At 63.8% G+C, this 22153-nt stretch carries 19 protein-coding genes; 9 read left to right on the forward strand and 10 right to left on the reverse strand.

Annotated elements, in window-relative coordinates; translation table 11 throughout:
• Positions 1–390: 390 nt before the first annotated feature.
• A complete protein-coding gene (locus OU994_RS00375) occupies positions 391–1368 on the reverse strand; it encodes a hypothetical protein (protein ID WP_281609173.1) in 978 nt (325 codons plus the stop codon).
• A 90-nt stretch (positions 1369–1458) separates the two neighbouring features.
• Positions 1459–1959: a single-stranded DNA-binding protein gene (gene ssb / locus OU994_RS00380; RefSeq protein ID WP_131148689.1), complete on the reverse strand. Its 501-nt coding sequence runs from the start codon at positions 1957–1959 to the stop codon at positions 1459–1461.
• A gap of 357 nt (positions 1960–2316) precedes the next feature.
• On the opposite strand from ssb, the gene uvrA reads away from it, so the two are divergent.
• Positions 2317–5169: an excinuclease ABC subunit UvrA gene (gene uvrA, locus OU994_RS00385; protein ID WP_131148688.1), complete on the forward strand. Its 2853-nt coding sequence runs from the start codon at positions 2317–2319 to the stop codon at positions 5167–5169.
• A 34-nt stretch (positions 5170–5203) separates the two neighbouring features.
• Here the strand turns inward: uvrA and OU994_RS00390 are convergent, their stop codons facing one another.
• Positions 5204–6490: a hypothetical protein gene (locus OU994_RS00390; protein WP_281609174.1), complete on the reverse strand. Its 1287-nt coding sequence runs from the start codon at positions 6488–6490 to the stop codon at positions 5204–5206.
• A 405-nt stretch (positions 6491–6895) separates the two neighbouring features.
• On the reverse strand, positions 6896–7519 hold the full coding sequence (locus OU994_RS00395; RefSeq protein ID WP_281609175.1) for a TetR/AcrR family transcriptional regulator: 624 nt from the start codon (positions 7517–7519) through the stop codon (positions 6896–6898).
• A 129-nt stretch (positions 7520–7648) separates the two neighbouring features.
• Here OU994_RS00395 and OU994_RS00400 point away from each other — a divergent pair, with 129 nt between their 5' ends.
• On the forward strand, positions 7649–8044 hold the full coding sequence (locus OU994_RS00400; RefSeq protein ID WP_281609176.1) for a ZIP family metal transporter: 396 nt from the start codon (positions 7649–7651) through the stop codon (positions 8042–8044).
• Positions 8045–8124: 80 nt separating this feature from the next.
• Positions 8125–8403 carry a hypothetical protein gene (locus OU994_RS00405; protein WP_281609177.1) on the forward strand — a complete coding sequence of 93 codons (279 nt, stop codon included), beginning with the start codon at positions 8125–8127 and terminating at the stop codon, positions 8401–8403.
• Between the two features lie 75 nt (positions 8404–8478).
• Here OU994_RS00405 and OU994_RS00410 read toward each other — a convergent pair whose 3' ends face one another.
• Positions 8479–9021 (reverse strand): ankyrin repeat domain-containing protein, encoded by a 543-nt coding sequence (locus OU994_RS00410; RefSeq protein ID WP_281609178.1) that lies wholly within the window; start codon positions 9019–9021, stop codon positions 8479–8481.
• Positions 9022–9042: 21 nt separating this feature from the next.
• On the opposite strand from OU994_RS00410, the gene OU994_RS00415 reads away from it, so the two are divergent.
• Positions 9043–10113, forward strand: coding sequence for a hypothetical protein (locus tag OU994_RS00415; protein ID WP_281609179.1), 1071 nt, complete (start codon positions 9043–9045; stop codon positions 10111–10113).
• A 206-nt stretch (positions 10114–10319) separates the two neighbouring features.
• Here OU994_RS00415 and OU994_RS00420 read toward each other — a convergent pair whose 3' ends face one another.
• Complete coding sequence (locus OU994_RS00420; RefSeq protein ID WP_281609180.1) at positions 10320–12185, reverse strand: phosphoenolpyruvate carboxykinase (GTP); 1866 nt, start codon at positions 12183–12185, stop codon at positions 10320–10322.
• A gap of 451 nt (positions 12186–12636) precedes the next feature.
• Between OU994_RS00420 and OU994_RS00425 the strand changes: the two genes are divergently transcribed.
• On the forward strand, positions 12637–13644 hold the full coding sequence (locus OU994_RS00425) for a D-2-hydroxyacid dehydrogenase family protein (RefSeq protein WP_281609181.1): 1008 nt from the start codon (positions 12637–12639) through the stop codon (positions 13642–13644).
• A gap of 101 nt (positions 13645–13745) precedes the next feature.
• Here the strand turns inward: OU994_RS00425 and OU994_RS00430 are convergent, their stop codons facing one another.
• Positions 13746–14498, reverse strand: a complete 753-nt coding sequence (locus OU994_RS00430; RefSeq protein WP_281609182.1) for an L-asparaginase — start codon at positions 14496–14498, stop codon at positions 13746–13748.
• 145 nt (positions 14499–14643) lie between these two features.
• Here OU994_RS00430 and OU994_RS00435 point away from each other — a divergent pair, with 145 nt between their 5' ends.
• On the forward strand, positions 14644–15129 hold the full coding sequence (locus OU994_RS00435; RefSeq protein WP_131148680.1) for an asparaginase domain-containing protein: 486 nt from the start codon (positions 14644–14646) through the stop codon (positions 15127–15129).
• Positions 15130–15233: 104 nt separating this feature from the next.
• On the opposite strand, the gene OU994_RS00440 is transcribed toward OU994_RS00435, so the two are convergent.
• Positions 15234–16130: a recombination-associated protein RdgC gene (locus OU994_RS00440; protein ID WP_281609183.1), complete on the reverse strand. Its 897-nt coding sequence runs from the start codon at positions 16128–16130 to the stop codon at positions 15234–15236.
• Positions 16131–16433: 303 nt separating this feature from the next.
• Between OU994_RS00440 and OU994_RS00445 the strand changes: the two genes are divergently transcribed.
• The gene (locus tag OU994_RS00445; protein WP_281609184.1) at positions 16434–17009 is read left to right on the forward strand and encodes a hypothetical protein; all 576 of its coding nucleotides are present in this window, start codon (positions 16434–16436) and stop codon (positions 17007–17009) included.
• 3 nt (positions 17010–17012) lie between these two features.
• Here OU994_RS00445 and dinB read toward each other — a convergent pair whose 3' ends face one another.
• A complete protein-coding gene (gene dinB / locus OU994_RS00450; RefSeq protein ID WP_131148677.1) occupies positions 17013–18164 on the reverse strand; it encodes a DNA polymerase IV in 1152 nt (383 codons plus the stop codon).
• Positions 18165–18392: 228 nt separating this feature from the next.
• On the opposite strand from dinB, the gene OU994_RS00455 reads away from it, so the two are divergent.
• Both OU994_RS00455 and OU994_RS00460 read left to right on the forward strand, forming a co-directional pair.
• Positions 18393–19484 (forward strand): porin, encoded by a 1092-nt coding sequence (locus tag OU994_RS00455; protein WP_281609185.1) that lies wholly within the window; start codon positions 18393–18395, stop codon positions 19482–19484.
• Positions 19485–19500: 16 nt separating this feature from the next.
• On the forward strand, positions 19501–21255 hold the full coding sequence (locus OU994_RS00460) for a methyl-accepting chemotaxis protein (RefSeq protein WP_281609186.1): 1755 nt from the start codon (positions 19501–19503) through the stop codon (positions 21253–21255).
• Here the strand turns inward: OU994_RS00460 and OU994_RS00465 are convergent.
• A complete protein-coding gene (locus OU994_RS00465) occupies positions 21252–22097 on the reverse strand; it encodes a helix-turn-helix transcriptional regulator (RefSeq protein WP_281609187.1) in 846 nt (281 codons plus the stop codon). The genes OU994_RS00460 and OU994_RS00465 overlap by 4 nt on opposite strands.
• Between the last annotated feature and the right edge of the window lie 56 nt (positions 22098–22153).

Below are 22153 nucleotides of genomic sequence, written 5' to 3' on the forward strand. Positions count from 1 at the left end.
CTCCAGGTAACGCGCCCGTTCGTCGCCGGCGTAGGTGGCTGTCACGTGTGCTTCGGCCTGTTCCAGCACCTGCTCGTCGACGATGTTGTCTACCCGCATCCACAGGAGAGATCGATCAGGCCTCGATTCGCCCGGAATTCGTCATAGGAAGGATCGGCCAGGGCTTGCCTGCGGTGCTCGGCGGTGATGATGCCGGCCGCGTGCAGGATATCCAGTGGGTGTGTGAAGGAAGTATCGGTCACAAGACTTGCGTGAAGTGAGATTGCTTATTTTACAATGACAGCCCTGCGCGACAACATGGGAGCGCTGGCATCATCCGTTGCGAATCAGATCACCTTCACAGCCGGCTTCCCTCCCCGTTGCCGGGCCGGCGTTCGCGCCAGCACGGCTCTAGAAATCAGCCATCTTGAAACCGTCCCACGCAAAGTCCGTACGTTCGATGGTGAAGTAATAAAAAGAACCTGGATCGTTACCATCCCTGCCGCTTGTATTGCCGACAACAATGCTGGCCTTGCATATACGTCTCAAGGGAGAACGAGAGCGTGCTTTGCCCGAACGGCCGATTTGCATAATTTCCTGTATGACCGGTGCGGGCTTGTCCGGCTTGCCCCAGCCATTTCCAGGCCAAAACATGTCGCGCTTCGCCAGCCGCTCCTGGACTTTCTCTACCACGATGGGATCCCAGCATTCGCGCATCGGATCGGCCGACGTCAGGTCATACAATCCCATGACGGCAGCGATGAAGAGCAGCAGGAGTACGGGTGGCACAAGCCAGCCCAGCCATGGATTTGGCGGCGCCTGGGGAAGGTGCGGCCCTGCGTGAGCGCTCCATCGCATGTCGCTGATGGCGTTATCCAGGTCGGCCAGGATACCGGCACGGGAAGCGGTGCGGTGCGGCCCCCTGGCGGAACGGATCTCTTCGAGCCGTCCGGGGCCGAGAACCCCGGCTGAATCCATCCACAACAGCACACGCCCTGGTGTCGAGGCAACCTTTCTGCGGGGGTCGCTGGCAGCAAGGGCGCGATGGCGTTCCGGCCGGGTAATCAGCCGCGCGGACAGCAAGGCGTCCAGCGCGGGCTTGTTCACGTTCTCGCGTTCGGCGAGCTGGAACAAGGCTCCGGCAATCGCAGCCTGCAACTGGGCCCGCTGCCTGGCGGTACCAGTGCCCGCAGCATGACGGGAAGATCGCAGCAACCCGGGATCGTCGAGGATACCGCTCGAGACCAGCCACGCGAGGCAGACATCGCGCCCCTCGCGCAACTGGCACGCACCAGGATGGATCATTGCCGTATCTTTCTGAGCCAGGGTGATGATCCCGGCATCCTGCAACCAGTCCAGGTGCGAGGCAAGCGATGCGTTTGTTGTCATTCAGGAAATACTGAAAGAACCATGTCGATAATGAAAAGCCCGCTGTTCTTTCGAACAGCGGGCTGTGATCTGCAAAGAATTATCGGTACATCAGAATGGAATATCGTCATCCATGTCCGAGAAGTTCGGTGCCGGCTTCGGTGCCGGCCGTGGGGCCGGAGCGGCAGCCTGCTGCGGGCGCGGGGCTGGACGGCTTGGCGGCGCATCGTAGCCGCCCATGTCGTCGCCACCCATGGCGTCGCCGCCGCCCATGCCCTGGCGGCCGCCCAGCATCTGCATTTCCTGCGCGATGATGTCGGTGGCGTATTTTTCAACGCCATCCTTGTCCGTATACTTGCGGGTCTGCAGGCGGCCCTCGACGTAGACCGACGAACCCTTCTTCAGGTACTGGCCGACGATTTCCGCCAGGCGCCCGAAGAACGAGATGCGGTGCCACTCGGTGATTTCCTTCTGTTCGCCCGTGTTGCGATCCTTCGACTTGAAGGACGTGGCCACGGCAATGTTGGCGATGGCATCGCCGCTCGGCATGTAGCGGATCTCCGGATCGCGGCCCAGGTTGCCGACGATGATGACTTTATTGACAGATGCCATGTAGTACTCCTGCGTGAATATTTAGCAAACGATCATTATAAGACAGCGCCTGTGGACGGCACACCACGCGGCGGATGTATTTTGGGGTATTTCTGGGGTAACTTCGGATGCGAGTTAGGGATGTTTTCCGCGTGAGATGCGCAGCGGATGGTGAATACTGGTATTATATACAGTATTCATCAGCCACGGCTAGTTCGCGTCCTGACCCGCATCAAAATGTTCTAATGGTCTTGAAATCGAATCGAACGGCAGCATTGTGGCTAGGTTGGTCTCCGGACGCCGCACACGCCAAGCGGGTGACAGTTCAGGTTGGCCGTCCCTGTCGTTTTTCCTCGCATACTCAAGGCACATACATACATGGAAGAAATCCGCATCCGCGGCGCGCGTACCCATAACCTGAAGAACATCAACCTCGATCTGCCTCGCAACAAGCTGATCGTGATTACCGGGCTGTCCGGCTCCGGCAAGTCGTCGCTGGCGTTCGACACGCTGTACGCCGAGGGCCAGCGCCGCTATGTCGAATCGCTGTCGGCCTATGCGCGCCAGTTCCTGCAGTTGATGGAGAAGCCGGACGTCGACCTGATCGAAGGGCTGTCGCCGGCCATCTCGATCGAGCAGAAGGCCACGTCGCACAATCCGCGCTCCACCGTCGGCACCGTGACGGAAATCCACGATTACCTGCGCCTGCTGTATGCCCGCGTGGGCACGCCGTATTGCATCAACCACCCTGACCATGCGCTGTCGGCGCAGTCGGTGTCGCAGATGGTCGATGCCGTGCTGGCCATGCCGGAAGGCACCAAGCTGATGATCATGGCGCCGGTGGTGGCGAACCGCAAGGGCGAGCACGTCGACCTGTTCGAGCAGATGCAGGCCCAGGGCTTCGTGCGCTTCCGCGTGCAGAGCGGCACGCACGATGCGAAGATCTACGAAGTGGACGACCTGCCGAAGCTGAAGAAAACGGAAAAGCACACGATCGACGTGGTCATCGACCGCGTGAAGGTGACTCCGGAAATCAAGCAGCGCCTGGCCGAAAGTTTCGAGACGGCGCTGCGCCTGGCCGATGGCCGCGCGGTCGCGTATGACATGGATGCCGGCACGGAGCATGTGTATTCGAACAAGTTCGCCTGCACCAGCTGCGGCTATTCGCTGCAGGAGCTGGAGCCGCGCCTGTTCTCGTTCAACAACCCGATGGGTGCCTGCCCCGAGTGCGACGGCCTGGGCCATATCGAGTTCTTCGATCCGAAGCGGATCGTTGCATTCCCCAACCTGTCGCTGGCGTCCGGCGCCGTGAAGGGCTGGGACCGCCGGAACCAATTCTATTTCTCGATGCTGCAAAGCCTGGCGAACCATTATGGTTTCGACCTCGATGCGCCATTTGAAAAACTGAACGCCACCGCGCAGAACGCCGTGCTCCATGGCTCCGGCAAGACAAACATCCCGTTCTCGTATGTCAATGAACGCGGCCGTGCCGTCGTCAAGGAACATGCGTTCGAAGGCGTGGTCAACAACCTGGCGCGGCGCTACCGTGAAACGGATTCGATGGCCGTGAAGGAAGAACTGGCCAAGTTCATCAACGAAAAGAAATGCCCCACCTGCGAAGGCGCACGCCTGCGCGTGGAAGCACGCCACGTGAAGGTCGGTACCGGCAAGCAGGAAAAGGCGATCTACGAGATCGCCGAAAAGCCGCTGCGCGACACGCTGTCGTTCTTCGAGCAGCTGAAGCTGAAAGGCGCCAAGCGCGACATCGCCGACCGCATCATCAAGGAAATCGTGGCGCGCCTGTCCTTCCTGAACAACGTGGGCCTGGATTACCTGTCGCTCGACCGTTCGGCCGATACCCTGTCCGGCGGCGAAGCGCAGCGCATCCGCCTGGCGTCGCAGATCGGTTCCGGGCTGACCGGCGTGATGTACGTGCTCGACGAGCCGTCCATCGGCCTGCACCAGCGCGACAATGACCGGCTGATCGACACGCTGAAGCACCTGCGCGACATCGGCAACAGCGTGCTGGTGGTGGAGCACGACGAGGATGCCATCCGCACCGCCGACTACATCGTCGACATGGGCAAGGGCGCCGGCGTGCATGGCGGCGACGTGATCGCGGCCGGTTCGCTGAAGGATATCCTCAAGAACAAGGAATCGCTGACGGCGCAGTACCTGAACGGTTCGCTGAAGATCGACGTGCCGAAGAAGCGCCATCCGGCGGACCCGAACCGCCAGCTGGTGATCACGGGTGCCAAGGGCAACAACCTGAAGAACCAGACCCTGTCGGTGCCGGTCGGCCTGCTGACCTGCGTGACGGGCGTTTCCGGTTCCGGCAAGTCGACCCTGGTGAACGATACGCTGTATCCGGCCCTGTCGCGCCACCTGTACGGTTCGCAGACGGAACCGGCGGAACATGAAACGATCAGCGGCCTGGAGCATTTCGACAAGGTGATCTCCGTCGACCAGGCGCCGATCGGCCGTACGCCGCGCTCGAATCCGGCCACCTATACGGGCCTTTTCACGCCGATCCGCGACCTGTTCGCCACGGTACCGACGGCGAAGGAACGGGGCTACAGCGCCGGCCGTTTCTCGTTCAACGTGAAGGGCGGCCGCTGCGAGGCGTGCCAGGGCGATGGCGTGCTGAAGGTGGAAATGCACTTCCTGCCGGACGTCTACGTGCCGTGCGATGTCTGCCACGGCAAGCGCTACAACCGTGAAACGCTGGAAGTGCATTACAAGGGCAAGAGCATCACCGAAGTGCTGGACATGACGGTGGAAGACGCGCACACGTTCTTCAAGCCCGTGCCGACCATCGCCCGCAAGCTGCAGACGCTGCTCGACGTGGGCCTCGGCTATATCAAGCTGGGGCAGAGCGCCACCACGCTTTCCGGCGGCGAAGCGCAGCGCGTGAAGCTGTCGCTGGAACTGTCGAAACGCGACACCGGGCGCACGCTGTACATCCTGGATGAACCGACGACGGGGCTGCACTTCCACGACATCGACCTGCTGCTGAAGGTGATCCACCGCCTGCGCGACCAGGGCAATACGCTGGTGATCATCGAGCACAACCTGGACGTGATCAAGACCGCCGACTGGATCGTCGACCTGGGCCCGGAAGGCGGTGCCGGCGGCGGCCGCATCATCGCCACCGGCACGCCGGAAGAGGTGGCGGCCAATCCGGACAGCGTGACGGGCAAGTACCTGGTGCCCCTGCTGAAGAAGAAGTAAGCGCTGGCGAAGTAACTGCTGGAGCAATAACCCTTCAGTCCTGCCGGCTTGCCGCCTGCTCGCGCCGTACTTCGGCGAGCAGGTGGCCCACCGGCGAATCATGGGCCGCACCACTATCGAGGCTGAACTCCAGGTACCTGACCGCCAGGTCGAAATTACGGGCGGCCTTGTAACACAGGGCAATCAGGTAGAGGAGTTCCGCATGGTCCGGCTCGCAGGGCAGCAGTCCGCCCAGCCGGTTGAGGGCTTCCGGCAGGGTTGCGGGGGCCTTCATCAGCTCCTTTGCCTCGTCGATGCGCTGCCGGAAGTTCAACTTTACCTTGGCCTGTCGCGCCACGTCCGCGAAGAATGCCGCATAGTCCACGCCATTGGTAGCATCGCGCAGGTCGCCGGCGAACTGGATGGTCTCGCCTGCCTCGCCTACCAGGCGCCGCCATTCGGCATCATCGAAGTCGCCGCGGCTGGCACGCGCAAAGAACGCATTGCTGCAGTTGTGCTGGTCAGCATCCAGCAAGAAACCCGGATTCTCACCCCAGCACTCCGCCTTTACTCCCTGGAAGGTGCAGTTGTGGCCGCCCCAGTCCAGGCAGAAAAATGCGCTCAATATCCGGTAGTACAGCGCCAGCAGCAATGCATATTCCCGTCGTTCCACCAGCAACGGCATGACAAGGTTGCGCACGGCCTGGCTCACCGCGGTCGCGAAGATCTCGTGTCGCACGAAGTGCATGAACTGTGGGAAGTGAGGCTGGAACGGCGGATAGAAGCGCAAGTAGTGCGCGCTCTTCCCCGAGGCCGGGAAACGGTACTCGCCGAAGTCCAGGCTGCACAGCTTCAGCAGATCCTGGCGATGGCCGAACAGCAGCTTGTCGTCGATATAGAATGGCGCCAGCATGGAGCTCGACAACACCGAGACCTTTTCGCGGAAGACCCGCAGATGGATACCCTGGGATTCCGTGATCCTGCTGTCCTTGCGCGCAAGGAAGGTCACCACATCGGCATCGATATGGCAGTCGGTACGGGTCTTGAAGACGTGGCCCGTACCGGTCGCCGCCTCCAGGCCGCGCCGCAGCGTCATCGACTGCCGGAAACCATTGAAGCGGTCGCACGCCAGGCGTGGATCCACCGTAGTGACAACGCGCAGCTGGTAACTCGCCGCCAGGCTTTTCAGGTACTCGCTGTGCTCCAGCGCGGTGTCGACCCAGGTCGAGAACACCATGTCCGTGACGCATGGCTGGGCAGACAGTTCCGCCAGACTGCGTTCGAACAGGGCCTTGTCACGCAGCTGGCCGGTAAAGAGAACGGTCACTTTTTTCTCTTGCATGCTTTCTCCTCGATGCGGCGCGTGGCGTCGGCGGCGGCTCACCCTGCCGCTGCGACAATCGCCACTCTGGCCGGCAGCCATCCTTGCAAGGACATGTACCCTGCGGCTCAGTAAAAGCAGAAATCCTCGTTACAGTCCGGGACGAGCCGCACGGCGTCGGCCACAACATACCATACGAGCCCGGCAAAGGGCACGACCAGCAACCAGAGTGCAAGCATCCCAACCTCCCAGTTCAGTTATCGATTCACCATTCGCTGAATTTCCAGCCCAATTTGCAGCTTGCTTACCGGCTCGCTTACCGGCTCGTTCTTCAGCTCTTTCTTCAGCCCGATGCTGTCTGCCGGCACATTATTTCGCACAGGTGTGCGAAATTGTGGCAAACATTCCGGAGCTCATGCCGGAGCCTTATTCCACTTCGTTGAAACTCTTGTACGTCGAGATCAGGCGGTTGAAGGCCCGTGCCATGCGCTTCGGCGCGGTGTCGTCGCGCAGGAAGCGCACGTCGTGCATCACGCCGATGATCAGGCTGTAGATTTCAAACACGAGCTGTTCGGGATCGGTATCGGGCCGCAGGTGCCCCGCTTCCATCGCCTGCAGCACGGTCTTGCGCAGCGACGCGCGCCAGCGCGCCACGCCCTGCTCCAGCCTGTCGCGCAACGGGCCGGCCAGGTCGTCGAATTCAAAGGCCCCCGCGGTGTACAGGCAGGCGCCGCGCGGCGCCTCGTCGCCGATCTTCTTCAGCCACTGGTTGACCTGCGAGATGAGCCGTGGCAAGCCCTTCGGCACCCCCATCGACGGCATGAACACTTCTTCCGCAAAGCGGCGGTCGTATTCATCCAGCACCGCGGCCTGCAGCGTCTCCAGCGAACCGACCCGCGAGAACACGCCGCTCTTGCTGATGCCCGTGCGCTTGGCCAGCTCGCCCAGCGACAGCTTGCCGATGCCTTCGGCGGCGGCCATGTCCATCGCCGCGGCAATGATCGTGGCATAGGTGGTTTCGCTTTTCGCGGTGGCTTGTCCGATCGTCATGACCGCACTTTAGCACACCTGTGCGAAACAACAAGGAAAAGCTGCGAAGAACCACGCCGCTGGCCTGCCGGACGCCACGCGCGCGTGAATGATCCGACAATCGAGCCTGGCCACACAACAGGGAGGGATATGGACGGTATCGCATTGTGGGCCCAGGCCGGTTTCTGGGGGTTGGTGGCGGGCTCGGCGCTGCTGCTCGGGGCCGCCGCCGGCTACTGGATGCGGGTACCGCAGCGGCTGATCGCCGCCATCATGGCATTCGGCAGTGGCGTGCTGATCTCGGCCTTGTCGTTCGACTTGATGGAAGAGGCGTTCCGCCAGGGCGGTTTCAATGCCACCGCGATTGGCTTCCTGGGCGGCGCCATCGTCTTCACGGCGGCCAACCGGGTGCTGGCATCGTTCGGCGCCAAGCATCGCAAGCGCTCCAGCGGGCGGCAGGCGGATGAAGGCAACGGCCTTGCGCTGGCGCTCGGCGCGCTGATGGACGGGATACCGGAATCGATCGTGATCGGCCTGTCCTGCTGAAAGGCGGCGCAGTCAGCACCGTCACCGTCGCGGCCATCTTCCTGTCGAATATTCCGGAAGGGCTGTCCAGTGCCGCCGGCATGAAGCGCGCCGGCCGTCCGGTGGGCTATATCTTCGGCATCTGGGGTGGCATCGCGCTTGTATCGGGCGCCGCGGCGCTGGTCGGCTACACGGTATTCCAGCGCTTCTCGCCGGCCGTGGTGGCCGCCACAACCGCGGTCGCGGCAGGCGCGATCCTGGCCATGCTGGTCGACACGATGATCCCCGAAGCGTTCGAGGAAGCGCATGACTATGCCGGCCTGATCACCGTGGCCGGCTTCCTGGCCGCCTTTGCGCTCTCCAAGCTGGGCGGCGCATGACGGCGCTGCGCTCGCACCACGAAAAGTTGCCGGGAAAATGGGGACGGACCCTATATTTGAGGAAACATTCCCGCTTTATCGTGCCGGCAGCGATTCCAGCAATGCCGCGGTGTCGGCCGCGCCCATTTTTCTCGCCGCATCCAGGCTCGACACGCCGGCGGCATCGACAGCGAACGGATCGGCGCCCCGTTCGATCAGCATGCGAGCAAGGTCGACACGGTTGAACATCGCGGCGAACATCAGCGGGGTCTTGCCGTCGCGGCCCGGGCCGTCGGGCCGTGCGCCACCGTCGAGCAGCAGCGTGGCGATCGCCAGGTCGCCCTTGAAGGCGGCGCCCATCAGCGGGCTCTGGCCGGCATCGTTCTGCAATTCCGGATCGGCGCCGTGCTCCAGCAGCACCTGCGTCGTCTCCGGGTGGCCGTTGTAGCTGGCCAGCATCAGCAGGCTGTCGCCGCGCTCGTTGCGCAGGTTGGCCGGCATGCCCTGGGACAGCAGCGTGGCCAGCTCCGCCGTTTCGCCACCCCGCGCCATCTGGAAGACCTTGCGGGCAAAGGCGAGGGTTTCGTCGTCGAGCTGGCTCGCGTCCGCGGGCGGACGCTGGGGTTCGTGGCCTTGCATGATTGCTCCCTGTGTAATCGGTTGCCGGATATTACCTCAGGCATCCGCCGTTCGCTTCTCTTCAGGGAAGGAATCGTTGCGTGCGAAAATGTTCCTTTTTCGAACTCCACGATGATGACCTGGTTTTTCAACAACAAACGCGTGCTTACACCCCTGTTCGCGGGGGCGCTTTACGGCCTGCTGCTGCGGATCATGTTCGACTGGAAGTTGCTGAATGACTTTTTGCAGATCGTATCGACGGCCTTCCTCGTCGTGACCCCATTCTGCGTGGGTGCCATAGCGGTCTTCATGACGGACCAGGAGCAGCCCCTCGCCGTCCGCCGGGCGCTGCGCGTGTCCGCCCAGGCGATGATGGTGTTCATGCTTGCAATGATCGTGCTTGTCCTCGAGGGCGTTATCTGCGTCGTCCTCGTCGCGCCGGTGTTCCTCGCCGCGGCCATGGTCGGCGGCGCCGTGGCCCGGCTGTTTATCCTGCATGGCAACACGTCGCGTGGCACGATTTCCGCGTTCGCGATCCTGCCGCTGCTGGTTGGTCCGCTCGAAGGCACGCTCGATACTGTGCAGAGCGAACAGGTGATCGTCGACTCGATCCGCATCGCTGCCCCGCCGGAAATCGTCTTCGACCAGCTGGCGCAGGTGCGCGATATCCGTCCGGACGAACTGGGCTTTTCCTTCCTTCACCTGATCGGGCTGCCCAGGCCGGTGGCGGCGGACATGCATGGCGAAGGAAGCGGCACCGTGCGGGTTTCTCGCTGGGAGAAAAACGTGCGCTTCGAGGAAGTGATCACGACCTGGAACCGGCCGTACGCGATGCATTACCGTTTCCATATCCCGCCCGGCTCGATTCCGCGCGACGCACTGGATCGCCATGTGGAAATGGGCGGCGAATATTTCACCGTGATCGATGGTGGGTATGACCTGGCGCGCACCAGCGATGGCGGCACCCTGCTGACCTTGCGCACCCGTTTCGCCAACCGCTCCCAGCTCAAGCTGTATGGAAACCTGTGGGGCAAGATGGTGCTGCACGATTTCCACGGGTCGATCCTGGGCCTGATGCGCTCGCGTGCGGAGGCGGCGTCGAAGGGGGCCTGAACAACAAGGAGGCACTAACGACAGGGGCCTGAACGCTAAAGGGGCCTGAACGCTAAAGGGGCCTGAACGATAAGGGGCCTGAACGATAAGCGGCCTGCCCGACAAAGGGCGCGCCGTGCCGGTACAGGCGCTGCCGGGACGGCGAAAAAAAAGCGCGCACCTTGCGGCGCGCGCTTCAACGCATCAAGCCTTGAACTGGCGCGGGATCAGCCGCCCAGGCGTTGCTCCAGCTTGGCCTTGTTGGCCAGCAGCTCTTCCGGCAGGCGGTAGGCCAGCTTGTCGAACAGTTCGGTGTGCAGCTTCAGCTCTTCGCGCCAGGCATCCTTGTCGATCGACGTGATCGTCTCGAATTCTTCCGGCGAGAATGGAATGCCGTCCCAATGCAGGTCGCCATAGCGCGGCGTGGTGCCGAACAGCGTTTCGATGCCGCCGGCAGTGCCTTCGATGCGTTCCAGCATCCACTTCAGCACGCGCATGTTGTCGCCGAAGCCAGGCCACACGAAGTGGCCATGCTCGTCGGTGCGGAACCAGTTGACGCAGAAGATCTTCGGCAGCGCGGCCGGGTTGGTGGCCGACACCTTCTTGCCCAGGTCCAGCCAGTGCTGGAAGTACTCGCTCATGTTGTAGCCGATGAACGGCAGCATCGCGAACGGATCGCGGCGCACCACGCCCATCTGGCCGGCGGCGGCGGCGGTGGTTTCCGAACCCATGGTCGCGGCCATGTACACGCCTTCGACCCAGTCGCGCGCCTCGGTGGCCAGCGGCACCGTGGTGGAACGGCGGCCGCCGAAGATGAAGGCCGAGATCGGCACGCCGGCCGGATCGTCCCACGCCGGGTCGATCACCGGGTTCTGCACGGCGGACACGGTGAAGCGCGCGTTCGGGTGCGCGGCCTTGGTGCCCGATGCCGGCGTCCAGTCCTTGCCCTGCCAGTCGACCAGGTGCGCAGGGGCTTCCTTGGTCATGCCTTCCCACCACACGTCGCCGTCGTCGGTCAGCGCCACGTTGGTGAAGATGACGTTTTCCTTCAGCGAAGCCATGCAGTTGAAGTTGGTCTTCTCGTTGGTGCCCGGCGCCACGCCGAAGTAGCCCGCTTCCGGATTGATCGCATACAGGCGGCCATCGGCGCCCGGCTTGATCCAGGCGATGTCGTCGCCGATCGTGGTGATCTTCCAGCCCTTGAAGGTGGCCGGCGGAATCAGCATGGCGAAGTTGGTCTTGCCGCACGCGGACGGGAACGCCGCCGCCACGTAGTGCTTCTTGCCTTCCGGCGATTCCACGCCCAGGATCAGCATGTGCTCGGCCAGCCAGCCCTTGCCGCCCTGCTGCGCTTCCTGGTAACCCATGTTCGACGCGATGCGCAGCGCAAAGCACTTCTTGCCCAGCAGCGCGTTGCCGCCGTAGCCGGAACCGTAGGACCAGATTTCACGGGTTTCCGGGAAATGCACGATGTACTTGGTCTTGTTGCATGGCCATGGCACGTCCTTCTGGCCGGCGGCCAGCGGCGCGCCCACGGTGTGCACGCACGGCACGAAATCGCCGTTCTCGCCCAGCACGTCGTACACGGCCTTGCCCATGCGCGTCATGATGCGCATGTTGACGGCCACGTACGGCGAGTCGGACAGTTCGACGCCGATGTGCGCGATCGGCGAACCCAGCGGGCCCATCGAGAACGGCACCACGTACAGCGTGCGGCCGACCATGGCGCCGTCGAACAGGCCGTTCAGCGTGCCGCGCATTTCATTCGGGTCGATCCAGTTGTTGGTGGGGCCGGCGTCTTCCTTCCTGGCCGAGCAGATGAAGGTGCGGTCTTCGACACGTGCCACGTCGGTCGGGTCCGAGCACGCCAGGTAGGAATTCGGCCGCTTGGCCTCGTTCAGTTTTTTCATCGTGCCCGCGGCCACCATCTCGGCGCACAGGCGGTCATACTCTTCCTGCGAGCCATCGCACCAGTAGATGCGATCGGGCTTCGTCAGCGCGGCCACTTCGGCCACCCAATTGATCAGCTTTTGATGTTTGATGTAAGCTGGTGCGTTCATCGCGGCAACGCCCTCCATCAGGGGTTGGTTCATGGTACTACCTCCAATGCCAATTAAGAATTCTGTCTCGTCCCGCGGAATTGTCCCGGCGGCAGGATCGTCGTCAGCTTTTGGCTAGCTCGCCCGGAACCGCATCCATCAGGTAAGAATGCGCGGCGATGCACGGCGGTCTGTCATTGCGCCCGATTGCCAGATGGGCAAGATCGAGGGCGCGCTCCCGGCGCTTTTCAACGTGGATCCACAATAAATTCGCATCGGGTGCGGCGTGAATTCGACGTTGATTGTTAGCGCTGCTACAGGAGAAGGAACGAATAATTGCCGGAGCGCATGCATGGCGCTCAACGGCGTGATCGATTGTACACCTGCCCTTTCGGCTTTCCGACAAAAATGTAGGAAAAATGGTTGACTAAAGTAGTAAGCTATTTGAGATATTCACAATCTCGTTAACTAGCTACTAATTCAAAAGGAATTTCATCTAACTCCCATGAAAATTGCCATACTCGACGATTACCAGGATGCCGTGCGCGAACTGGACTGCTTTTCACTTCTCGACAGTCATGACGTAAAAGTATTCAATCGCTCCACGCGCGGGCTCGGCCAGCTGGTGGCCCGGCTGGCGCCGTTCGATGCGCTGGTGCTGATCCGCGAGCGGACCCAGCTCAACCGAGCCTTGCTGGCCAAGTTGCCGAACCTCAAATTGATATCGCAAACAGGCAAGGTGAGCGGGCATATCGACGTGGCTGCCGCCACCGAATTCGGCATTGCGATCGCGGAAGGCACCGGTTCGCCGGTTGCCCCGGCCGAGCTAACATGGGCGCTGATCATGGCGGCCCAGCGCAAGATCGTGCCGTATGCCTCGCACCTGAAGGAAGGCACGTGGCAAACCGTGTCGACCAGCCAGCCGTTCAATACACTCGGTACGGTACTGAACGGACGCACCCTGGCCATCTGGGGTTACGGCAAGATCGGCAAGCTGCTGGCTGGCTACGGCAAGGCCTTCGGCATGGACGTGCTGGTCTGGGGCAGCGCCGACAGCCGCGCCCGCGCCGCGGTCGATGGCTATCGTGCCGCCGGGTCCCGCGCGGCATTCTTCGAGGAAGCGGACGTGCTCACCCTGCACCTGCGCTTGGCGGACGCCACCCGCGGCATCGTCACGGCGGACGACCTGGCCCGGATGAAGCCGACCGCGCTGTTCGTCAACACCAGCCGCGCCGAACTGGTGGCCGAAGGCGCGCTGGAAGCGGCGCTGCGCTCCGGCCGCCCGGGCGCCGCCGCGCTGGACGTATTCGAGAACGAACCGCTGCCCGCCGACTCCATCCTGCTGCGCATGCCGCACGTGCTGGCCACGCCGCACCTCGGCTACGTGGAAAAGGATAGCTACGAGCTGTACTTCAGCCACGCCTTCCGCAACCTGGTCGATTTCTTCGACGGGCAATACGGCACGATCCTGAACCCGGACTACCGCACCAACGTGCGTGGCGTTAAAAGCTGAGTTCGTAAGGCCGAGCGTGCGAGAGCCGCATCGATACGGCCGGGTGGCGAGATCCGCGCGTGTAAGGCTGAGCCTGTAAAGGCTGCGTTCCGCAGTCGGGATCAGCCCTCGGGAATGCCGGTGAGGTTGATACGCGGCGCCGGCATGACGTGCACCTTCGACCACAGGCCGGCCCAGCCCGGTGGCCAGCCGATGTCGGGGCCGCTGTACGGCGCCAGCCCGGCGCGCACGGGGACCACGGGCACCGGCGGCATGTCCGTCAGCGGCGCGCCGTCCGCACGCTGCATGTGCAGGCTGTACATATACCCCGGGAGCAGCGCATCGCACACGCTGGCGAACCATGCCGTGTGATCTTCGTCGCGGCCCAGCGCCTGCGCCAGCCCCTGCGGGTCGAATTGCGCCAGCGCGTGGATCAGCTCTTCGGTGGTGGCGCCGGGCGAGTCGCCCCAACCCATCACGGGATTGACGTTGTAGTCGGCACCCGAGCCATACCAGCCCTCGCGCCAGGAGCGCTGCATCCAGTCGCGCTGCCCGGTGAACATGTGCCAGCGCCAGTGCAGGCCGGACGGCTTCGGCCACGAATACAGGTACAGCCGCTGGTAGCCGGCCTGGTGCAGCGCGCGCACCATCGCCATCAGCCGCGCGTGGGGCATGCGGTCCGGCGGGGTGCGGCGGAACAGGATCGCTTCGCCATCGGCGAACTGCACTTCATCGGTGGAAAGATTCAGGTCGAGCGTGCGCGCCTCGCTGCCGAAGCGGGCCGCGATCCAGCCCGTCAGCAGGTTGACGGCCGTGATCACGCCATAGCCGCGATGGCGGTGGAAGATGACGGTTCCCGGGGCGAGCGCTTTCACGGACATGGCTGATGGGGGCAAAAAAACTAGTGTACTCAACGACGTGGCAACTTGCCAGCCGAGTACAAACAAACTTTTTTGTTGACTTGCCGGCGCGCGTGCGGGCTATCATTGGCCATTTCCGCCACCCACTTTACGAAACACCATGACTTTGCGCATCATCGCCACGGGCGGTACTTTCGACAAGCATTACAACGAACTGAACGGCACGCTGGGCTTCGCCGACAGCCACCTCCCCGCCGCCATTGCGCGGGCCCGCATCACCACCCCCGTCGAGCTGGAACTGCTGCCCCTGCTCGACTCGCTCGACATGCAGGATGCCGACCGGGAACGCGTGCTGGCCTCGTGCCAGGCCGCGCCGGAGAAGGCCATCGTCATCGTGCACGGTACCGACACGATGAAGGAAACCGCCGCCGTGCTGGGCCCCGCCGCACTGGACAAGACGATCGTCTTCACGGGCGCGATGATCCCCTACGAGATCGACGGTTCCGACGCCTTCTTCAACCTGGGCTTTGCGTGCGGCGTCGCGCAGGCGCTGCCGGCGGGCGTGTATGTGGCCATGAACGGCCGTATTTTCGCGTGGGACAACGTGCAGAAAAACCGTGCGGCGGGCGTGTTCCAGCCGAGGTAGCCGCGGGATGAAAAAAACGCATGCCGGGCAGTCGGTGCCCGGGCATGCGTCCTTTATGAGACCCCCGTATGACGGGTCCTGTATTGCCTGGTTTGCTATCTCCCTCAGGCGACGGCTTCGCCGCCCAGCGCCTCGACGACGTCCTTCAGCAGCTGCGACAGTTCGCCCGTCATCAGCATGAAATCGCCATCGAAACGCTCGTCGTCATTGCGGGTGACGGCATCGTTTTCCTTCAGCACGTCGAGCGGCTTGATGCTCTTGATCGCCAGCGACTCGGTCAGCACGAACGAGATCTTGCTTTCCCACGTCATGGCCAGGCGCGTGCACTGCTTGCCGGCCGCGATGTGGCGGCGCACTTCCTCGGGCTCCAGCGTGTGGCGCACATAGCGCACGGCGGCCTTGCTCTCGCCGGTGGCGCGCAGCTCGGTATCCATGTCGACGGTGAAGCCGGCCGGCGCTTCGTCTTCCTGCAGCCATGCCGTCATCACGCCCACCGGCGAGCGCTGCACGCGCAGGCTTTCCAGCGGCAGGCGGTCGACCGCCTTCAGCAGCAGCTTGATCACGTCGTCGGCCTTGGCCGGGCTGGCGGCATCGACGACCAGCCAGCCGTTGACCGGGTCGATCCAGGTCCACACATTGCTGCGGATCGTGAAGGCGCGCGGCAGCAGTTCGTCGTGCACGCGCTCCTTCAGCTCCTTCATCGCTTTCTTGCCGGGAGCGAAACCTTGCTGTTCTTCCATCTCGGCGGCACGGGCCTTCGCTACCTGGTTGACCACGGTCGACGGCAGCAGTTTCTTCTCGGTGCCCAGCAACAGCAGCATCTGCTGGTTCACCACGTGCACCAGCGAACCGTTGCCGCGCGGCGAGTCCCAGCCCTGGCGCAGCATCTCATTGCTGCTGGCCGGCGTGAACGCGTGGGGACGCAGTGCTTCGTCGAGTTTTTCGGGAGCGAATGCCCACGGAGCGGGCAGTCGGTAGATCTGTAGATTCTTGAACCACATGCTCAAATGACCTTGTTTTACGCGTTGCAAAGCTCAGCATTTTACACCCGGCCCGGCGCAGGCACTACCGCGATTTTCGATGCGTCAGGGGGCTGAAACGCTTGCACTCTCACGCCGCATCCTATCTATTCGTTCCGCATGAACTGCCATCCCTGACGGTCCTCAAGCCGTAGCTGCCGGCGCCCTTCTACTGTTGAGTGATTCCTCTCCTCAACCCTCAATGGAGCATCCCATGGCAGACGAAATGCGTGCAGCGGTAATGAAAAAAATGGACGATTCTGTTCCATGCGGCAAGGTGCGGGCATGATCCGCAACTGGATGTCGCTTGCAGTGGCAGCAATGTTGACTTGTCACCTATCCGCATCCGGCGCAAACCGCCTCGAATCGCGTCCGTGGCCGCGCCCCGCGCCCTGCCCCGGCTGCATGGCCCTGCAATTTGGCGAGCTGGAATTGCGCCTGCCCGAGACATCGATCGATCGGGTATTCGCCTTTCCTGGCGCGACCGGTCTTCATCTGCTGCTTCGAGGCGCCCCGCCCGGACGCTCCTTGATCCTGCTGGGATCGCCACGACAAGAGGTCATCGGGAGATACCCTGAACTGCCTTGCAGTACCACTGGCCAGCAATTTCTCGACATGCTCGGCCGCCCGAACGGCCACTCGCTGGCGCGCAAGGCAGAGGGAGTGGAAAGAGCCATCCGTTATACCAAGGCTTCCAAGGGCAGATTGCATGCTTACTGGATCGAAGCGGCAGAGGCCGAGACGCAAACGGTCCAGATCGTTGTCGAGGGTGGTGACACGGTGTACACGCTGGCTGGCGAATTGACACCGGAATTGTATGACCTGGTGCTCGCCAACCTCCGCATCGCGCCAATCCCCTAAGCCTTACACCGGAAACAGCTCGCCCTGCTCCCCCACCCGGTACCGCTCGGCCTCGTCGAGCGGTACCAGCGCGCTGACCCGCACGCCCAGCAACCGCAATCGCTGGTCCAGCGGTACGCGCCGCAGGCATTCGCCGGCGGCGCGGCGGATCGTGGCAGCATCGGCCGTCGGCGACGGCAGCGTCACGTCGCGCGTCACGGTGCGGAAATCGGCATAGCGCAGCTTGATGCCCACGGTGCGGCCGGCGAAACGCTTGCGGTGCAGGTCGTCCGACAGTTTCGTGCACAGCCGCGTGAAAATCTCCGACAAGGTATCGCGGTCGTGCTTCGCGTGCAGGTCGCGCTCGAAGGTGGTTTCGCGGCTCACGCCTTTCGGATCGGAACGGGTCTCCACCGCCCGCTCGTCGTGCCCGTGCGCCACGCGGTGCAGCCATTCGGCGGAATGGAGGCCGAAGTGTTCCTGCAGCAGTTTCGGATCGGCCTGGGCCAGCTGGCCCACCGTCTCGATGCCGAGCGATGTCAGCTTGGCATAGGCTTTCGGGCCGATGCCGTTGATCTTCTTGGCCGACAGCGGCCAGATGCGCTTCGGCACGTCGTCGAAGCCGATGATGGTGAGCCCGTCCGGCTTGTCCAGGTCGGAACTGATCTTCGCCAGCAATTTGTTCGGCGCGATGCCGATCGAGCAGGTCAGCCCCGTGGCATCCTTCACGGCCGCCTTCAGCCGCATGCCGAGTGCCCGCGTTTCTTCCGGATGGTCGGTGAGGTCGAGGTAGATCTCGTCGATGCCGCGGTCCTCGATGTCCGGCACGATGGTGGCCACGGCTTCCTTGAACAGCCGCGAATAGCGCTTGTACGACTCGAAATCGGTCGGCAGCAGGATCGCCTCGGGCGCCAGCGCGGCGGCCTTCATCGTTCCCATCGCGGAAAACACGCCCAGTGCGCGCGCTTCGTAGGTGGATGTGGTGACGACCCCGCGGCCGGCATAGTCGCGCAGCTTCGAGAAGCGGCGCGTGCCGTCCGGCTGCAGCACCGGCTGGTGGCGCGAGCCGCCGCCCACCACCACGGGCAAGCCCCGCAACTCCGGATAGCGCAGCAGTTCCACCGACGCGAAAAACGCATCCATGTCGAGGTGGGCAATGCGGCGCGGCGGGACCATGGCTTGTCGAGGCTGGGGAAAAGACTGAGCGTGGGAAAGACTGACACTGGGATTATATCCAGTATGCGGCAGGGTCCGCCAGCACCCGGGAACGTTGTCATATTTGGTTTATTTTTCAATTACTTAGTGCCATTTTATCCATCGTGTTTACGCAACAGTAGAGGCGCGCGGATATCGTGCGCAGGGGGAACGCGCGTACCATCGGTTCTTTCAGCCAGCCACGCGAACATGACACCCATCCGCCGTCTTTCCAGCTGTGTTGCTCTGCTGGCCTGCGCGCTGCCCGCCACGGCGCAGACCTCGATCACGATCATGGGCGGTGTCGATGCCTTCGTGGGCTCGATGAAGAACAGCGGCGATGCCGACCGCACCACGGTATTGGGCAGCGGCGGCATGACCACGTCGTGGTTCGGCTTCCGCGGCAAGGAAGACCTGGGCGATGGCCTGTACGCGGAGTTCTACCTGACCGGCTTCTTCCAGACCGATACCGGCGTGTCCGGCCGTTTCGCCGGCGACAACCTGTTCTCGCGCGATGCCAACGTGGCGCTGGTTGGCCGCCTCGGCCGGCTGCAGGTGGGCCGCGCCTCGGCGCCCAGCTTCCTGCCCAACATCCTGTTCAACCCGTTCGGCGATTCGTTCACGTTCTCGCCGCTGGTCCTGCATTCCTACGTGCCCACCGGGCCGTTCGCCGCGCGCACGTGGGCCTCGACGAACGCCGGCGACAGCGGCTGGAGCAACCAGGTGGTGTACACCACGCCATCGTTCGGCGGCCTGCGCGCCGGGCTGCACTACCAGGCCGGCGAACGGGGCGGCGACTCTGACCGGAACAACCTGGCCATCAGCGCGATGTACAACAACGGCCCGCTGGCGCTGACAACGTTCGTGCACCGGGTGCGCGCCAGCAACCCCAACTCGGGCGCCCCCATCATCGATGCCACGCGCAGCCCGGTGAACTACGCGCTGCTGGACGAACAGCGTGCCGTGTTCGTCGGCGCCACCTACGATTTCACGCGCATCAAGCTGTACGGCACCTGGCAGCGCACCCTGAACGACGCGGCTGGCGCCGAAGGCCTGCGCGACCGCACGTACAGCGTGGGCTTCTCGATGCCCGCCGGCCCCGGCGCCGTGCTGTTCGACGTGGCCGATACGCGCCGCGGCGGCACGCTGTTCGGCACCGATCGATCGCGCCGCACCGCATCGCTGGGCTACGACTACCGGCTGTCGAAGCGCACCGACCTGTACACGGTCGCGATGCGCGACCGCATCACCACGCTGCCCTCCGCCATGAGCTATGGCGTGGGCGTGCGCCATTCATACTGACCCGGGGGAACTGCTTGTGAATCTTTCCAATCTGCGTATCGGTGCCCGTCTCGCCCTGGGCTTCGCGGTGACCATCGTCATCATGCTGCTGATGTCCATGATCGGCATCAGCCGCATCCAGGAAGTGGCGGGCCGTACCGAACAGCTGGTCAACGACCGCTATGCCAAGGTCACGCTGCTCAACAACATGCGCAGCCAGGTCAACCGTGGCGCGCAAGCCGTGCGCAACGCGATGCTGACGCCGGATGCCGCGCAGACCCAGGAGTTCCTGGGCCAGATGGCCGACGCGGACCGGATCGGCGGCGAAGCAGCCGCGGAGATGGCCAAGTCCGAGCTGACGCCGGATGTGCGCGCCGTGTTCGACCAGCAGAACACCGCCTACTTCGCCTACAAGGAGTTGCTCGACAAGGCGATCGCCCAGTACCGCGGCGGCGACCGCGAAGGCGCCGTGCAGGCCATGTTCGCCAGCGTGATCCCGGCCCAGACCGTGTACTTCCGCCACCTCGACGAACTGTTGAAAGTGCAGCGCGACCTGATGACGCGCGATGCCGAAGCCGCCACCGCTGCAGCCAGGTCGGCCACCACGCTGATGATCGTGCTGGTGGTGCTGGCCACGATCGTGTCGGCCTTGATCGGCTGGCTGATCACGCGGTCCGTGACCGGCCCGGTCGGCGAAGCGGTGCAGATCGCCGAAACGGTGGCCTCCGGCGACCTCACGGCGCAGATCGCCACGACACGCAACGATGAAATGGGCCGCCTGCTGGCTGCCCTGCGCGACATGACCACGGCCCTGACCGGCACCGTGCGCACGGTGCGCGACAGTACCGACACGATCAATACCGCGGCAGCGGAAATCGCCAGCGGCAACATGGACTTGTCGAACCGCACCGAGCAGCAGGCCGCCAGCCTGGAAGAGACGGCATCGTCGATGGAGGAGCTGACTTCCACCGTGCAGGCCAACGCGGAAAACGCGCGCCAGGCGAACCAGCTGGTGGTGTCCGCCGCCAGCCATGCGAACGAAGGCGGCCAGGTGGTCAGCCAGGTAGTGGAGACGATGGGCTCGATCAAGGAGAGCTCCTCGAAGATCGTCGACATCATCGGCGTCATCGACGGCATCGCCTTCCAGACCAACATCCTGGCGCTGAACGCCGCGGTGGAAGCGGCCCGCGCGGGCGAACAGGGCCGCGGCTTCGCGGTCGTGGCGTCGGAAGTGCGCAACCTGGCGCAGCGCTCGGCCAGCGCGGCGCGCGAGATCAAGGAACTGATCAACGACTCGGTCGAGAAAGTGGATGCCGGCAGCCGCCTGGTGGACCAGGCCGGCTCGACGATGGACCGCATCGTGACCTCGGTCCAGCAGGTGGCCGACATCATGAACGAGATCGCGTCCGCCAGCCAGGAACAGAGTTCCGGCATCGCCCAGGTCAACACCACCATCACCACGATGGACACGGCCACCCAGCAGAATGCCGCGCTGGTCGAGGAAGCGGCCGCCGCCGCGGCCAGCATGCGCGAGCAGGCGCAGCGCCTGTCGGCCGCGATCGCCGTGTTCCGCATCGACGACCGTGCCAGCGCGCCGGTGCTTGCCGCGCCCGCATATTCCCCGGCGCACTCGCATGATGCGGTGCCGGCCGCCTCCGCGGTGGCGCATCCGCCGCATCCGAAGCTGGCAGGCAAGGCGCCAGTGCAGCCACGCGCGGCTGCCGGCAAGGGCGCGGTGAAAACGCCGCCCGCCAAAAAAGCGCCGGAAGGCGATGACTGGGAAGAGTTCTAGGCCTGCCCTTTCGAAGGTGCCGCACAGCGCTGTTGAAACCAGGTTGCGGTGGCGTCGTCCGCGGGAAAGAACGATTCGAGCCGCAGTTCGTGCACGGTCACATCGCGCGGCGTGCCCAGCGTGGTGATGGTGGTGAACAGGTTCAGTTCCACGCCATCCTTCGACAGCGTCACCGGCAGGAAAGGCAGCGCGCGGCGTTCCAGGTTGGGCACCCGGCCGGCCGCGTGAATGCCCGGCAGTGCCAGCAACTCCTCCAGCAGTGCCTGCGCTTCGCTGCCCGGCCCGTCGCCCAGTGCCTCGCGGGCGATCCATTGCAGCTGGTCGGCGCAGACCTCTTCCCAATTGACGATCGCGGGCCGCAGGCCGTGCGGATCCAGCGTCATCCGCACCACGTTCACGCTGCCGTCGCACGGGATCGGCGCATCGTCCGGCAGGCCGAGGAAGAAGCGCATCATCGCGGCCGCCGGCGCGTTCGCCATCACCAGGTTCCACAAGCGGTCCACCACCAGCGCCGGGTACGGTGCCGCCTGCGCCAGCATGAAGTCCAGCGCCTTGCGCACCGCGGCCATCTCGGGATCGGAGAGGTGGCGCTCCTGGTAAGCAGGCGCGAAGCCGGCGGCCAGCAGCATGCCGTTGCGATGCCGCAGCGGCACGTCGAGCACGATGCCCAGCTTCAGCACCAGCTCCCGGCTGGGCTGCGAGCGGGCACTTTCCAGGAAGCTGATGTGGCGCTGCGAAATGTCGGCCTCGGTCGCCAGCTTCAGCTGGGACAGGCCGCGTTTGCCGCGCCAGTAGCGCAAGGCGTTGGCGAAATCGCTGAAATAGCCGTCCGGTGCATTCATGCCGCCTCCCGCGATACGTGATGGATTGTCATTCTGCCACTGCCACCGCCGCGCGG

Source organism: Pseudoduganella sp. SL102 (assembly GCF_027856995.1).
Taxonomy (GTDB): domain Bacteria; phylum Pseudomonadota; class Gammaproteobacteria; order Burkholderiales; family Burkholderiaceae_D; genus Rugamonas; species Rugamonas albidiflava.

Bases quoted from the DNA above. Each gene is read 5' to 3' on its own strand.
- OU994_RS00375 (WP_281609173.1), bottom strand. From the start codon at position 1,368: ATGACAACAAACGCATCGCTTGCCTCGCACCTGGACTGGTTGCAGGAT.
- ssb (WP_131148689.1), bottom strand. From the start codon at position 1,959: ATGGCATCTGTCAATAAAGTCATCATCGTCGGCAACCTGGGCCGCGAT.
- uvrA (WP_131148688.1), top strand. From the start codon at position 2,317: ATGGAAGAAATCCGCATCCGCGGCGCGCGTACCCATAACCTGAAGAAC.
- OU994_RS00390 (WP_281609174.1), bottom strand. From the start codon at position 6,490: ATGCAAGAGAAAAAAGTGACCGTTCTCTTTACCGGCCAGCTGCGTGAC.
- OU994_RS00395 (WP_281609175.1), bottom strand. From the start codon at position 7,519: ATGACGATCGGACAAGCCACCGCGAAAAGCGAAACCACCTATGCCACG.
- OU994_RS00400 (WP_281609176.1), top strand. From the start codon at position 7,649: ATGGACGGTATCGCATTGTGGGCCCAGGCCGGTTTCTGGGGGTTGGTG.
- OU994_RS00405 (WP_281609177.1), top strand. From the start codon at position 8,125: ATGAAGCGCGCCGGCCGTCCGGTGGGCTATATCTTCGGCATCTGGGGT.
- OU994_RS00410 (WP_281609178.1), bottom strand. From the start codon at position 9,021: ATGCAAGGCCACGAACCCCAGCGTCCGCCCGCGGACGCGAGCCAGCTC.
- OU994_RS00420 (WP_281609180.1), bottom strand. From the start codon at position 12,185: ATGAACCAACCCCTGATGGAGGGCGTTGCCGCGATGAACGCACCAGCT.
- OU994_RS00425 (WP_281609181.1), top strand. From the start codon at position 12,637: ATGAAAATTGCCATACTCGACGATTACCAGGATGCCGTGCGCGAACTG.
- OU994_RS00435 (WP_131148680.1), top strand. From the start codon at position 14,644: ATGACTTTGCGCATCATCGCCACGGGCGGTACTTTCGACAAGCATTAC.
- OU994_RS00440 (WP_281609183.1), bottom strand. From the start codon at position 16,130: ATGTGGTTCAAGAATCTACAGATCTACCGACTGCCCGCTCCGTGGGCA.
- OU994_RS00445 (WP_281609184.1), top strand. From the start codon at position 16,434: ATGATCCGCAACTGGATGTCGCTTGCAGTGGCAGCAATGTTGACTTGT.
- dinB (WP_131148677.1), bottom strand. From the start codon at position 18,164: ATGGTCCCGCCGCGCCGCATTGCCCACCTCGACATGGATGCGTTTTTC.
- OU994_RS00455 (WP_281609185.1), top strand. From the start codon at position 18,393: ATGACACCCATCCGCCGTCTTTCCAGCTGTGTTGCTCTGCTGGCCTGC.
- OU994_RS00465 (WP_281609187.1), bottom strand. From the start codon at position 22,097: ATGAATGCACCGGACGGCTATTTCAGCGATTTCGCCAACGCCTTGCGC.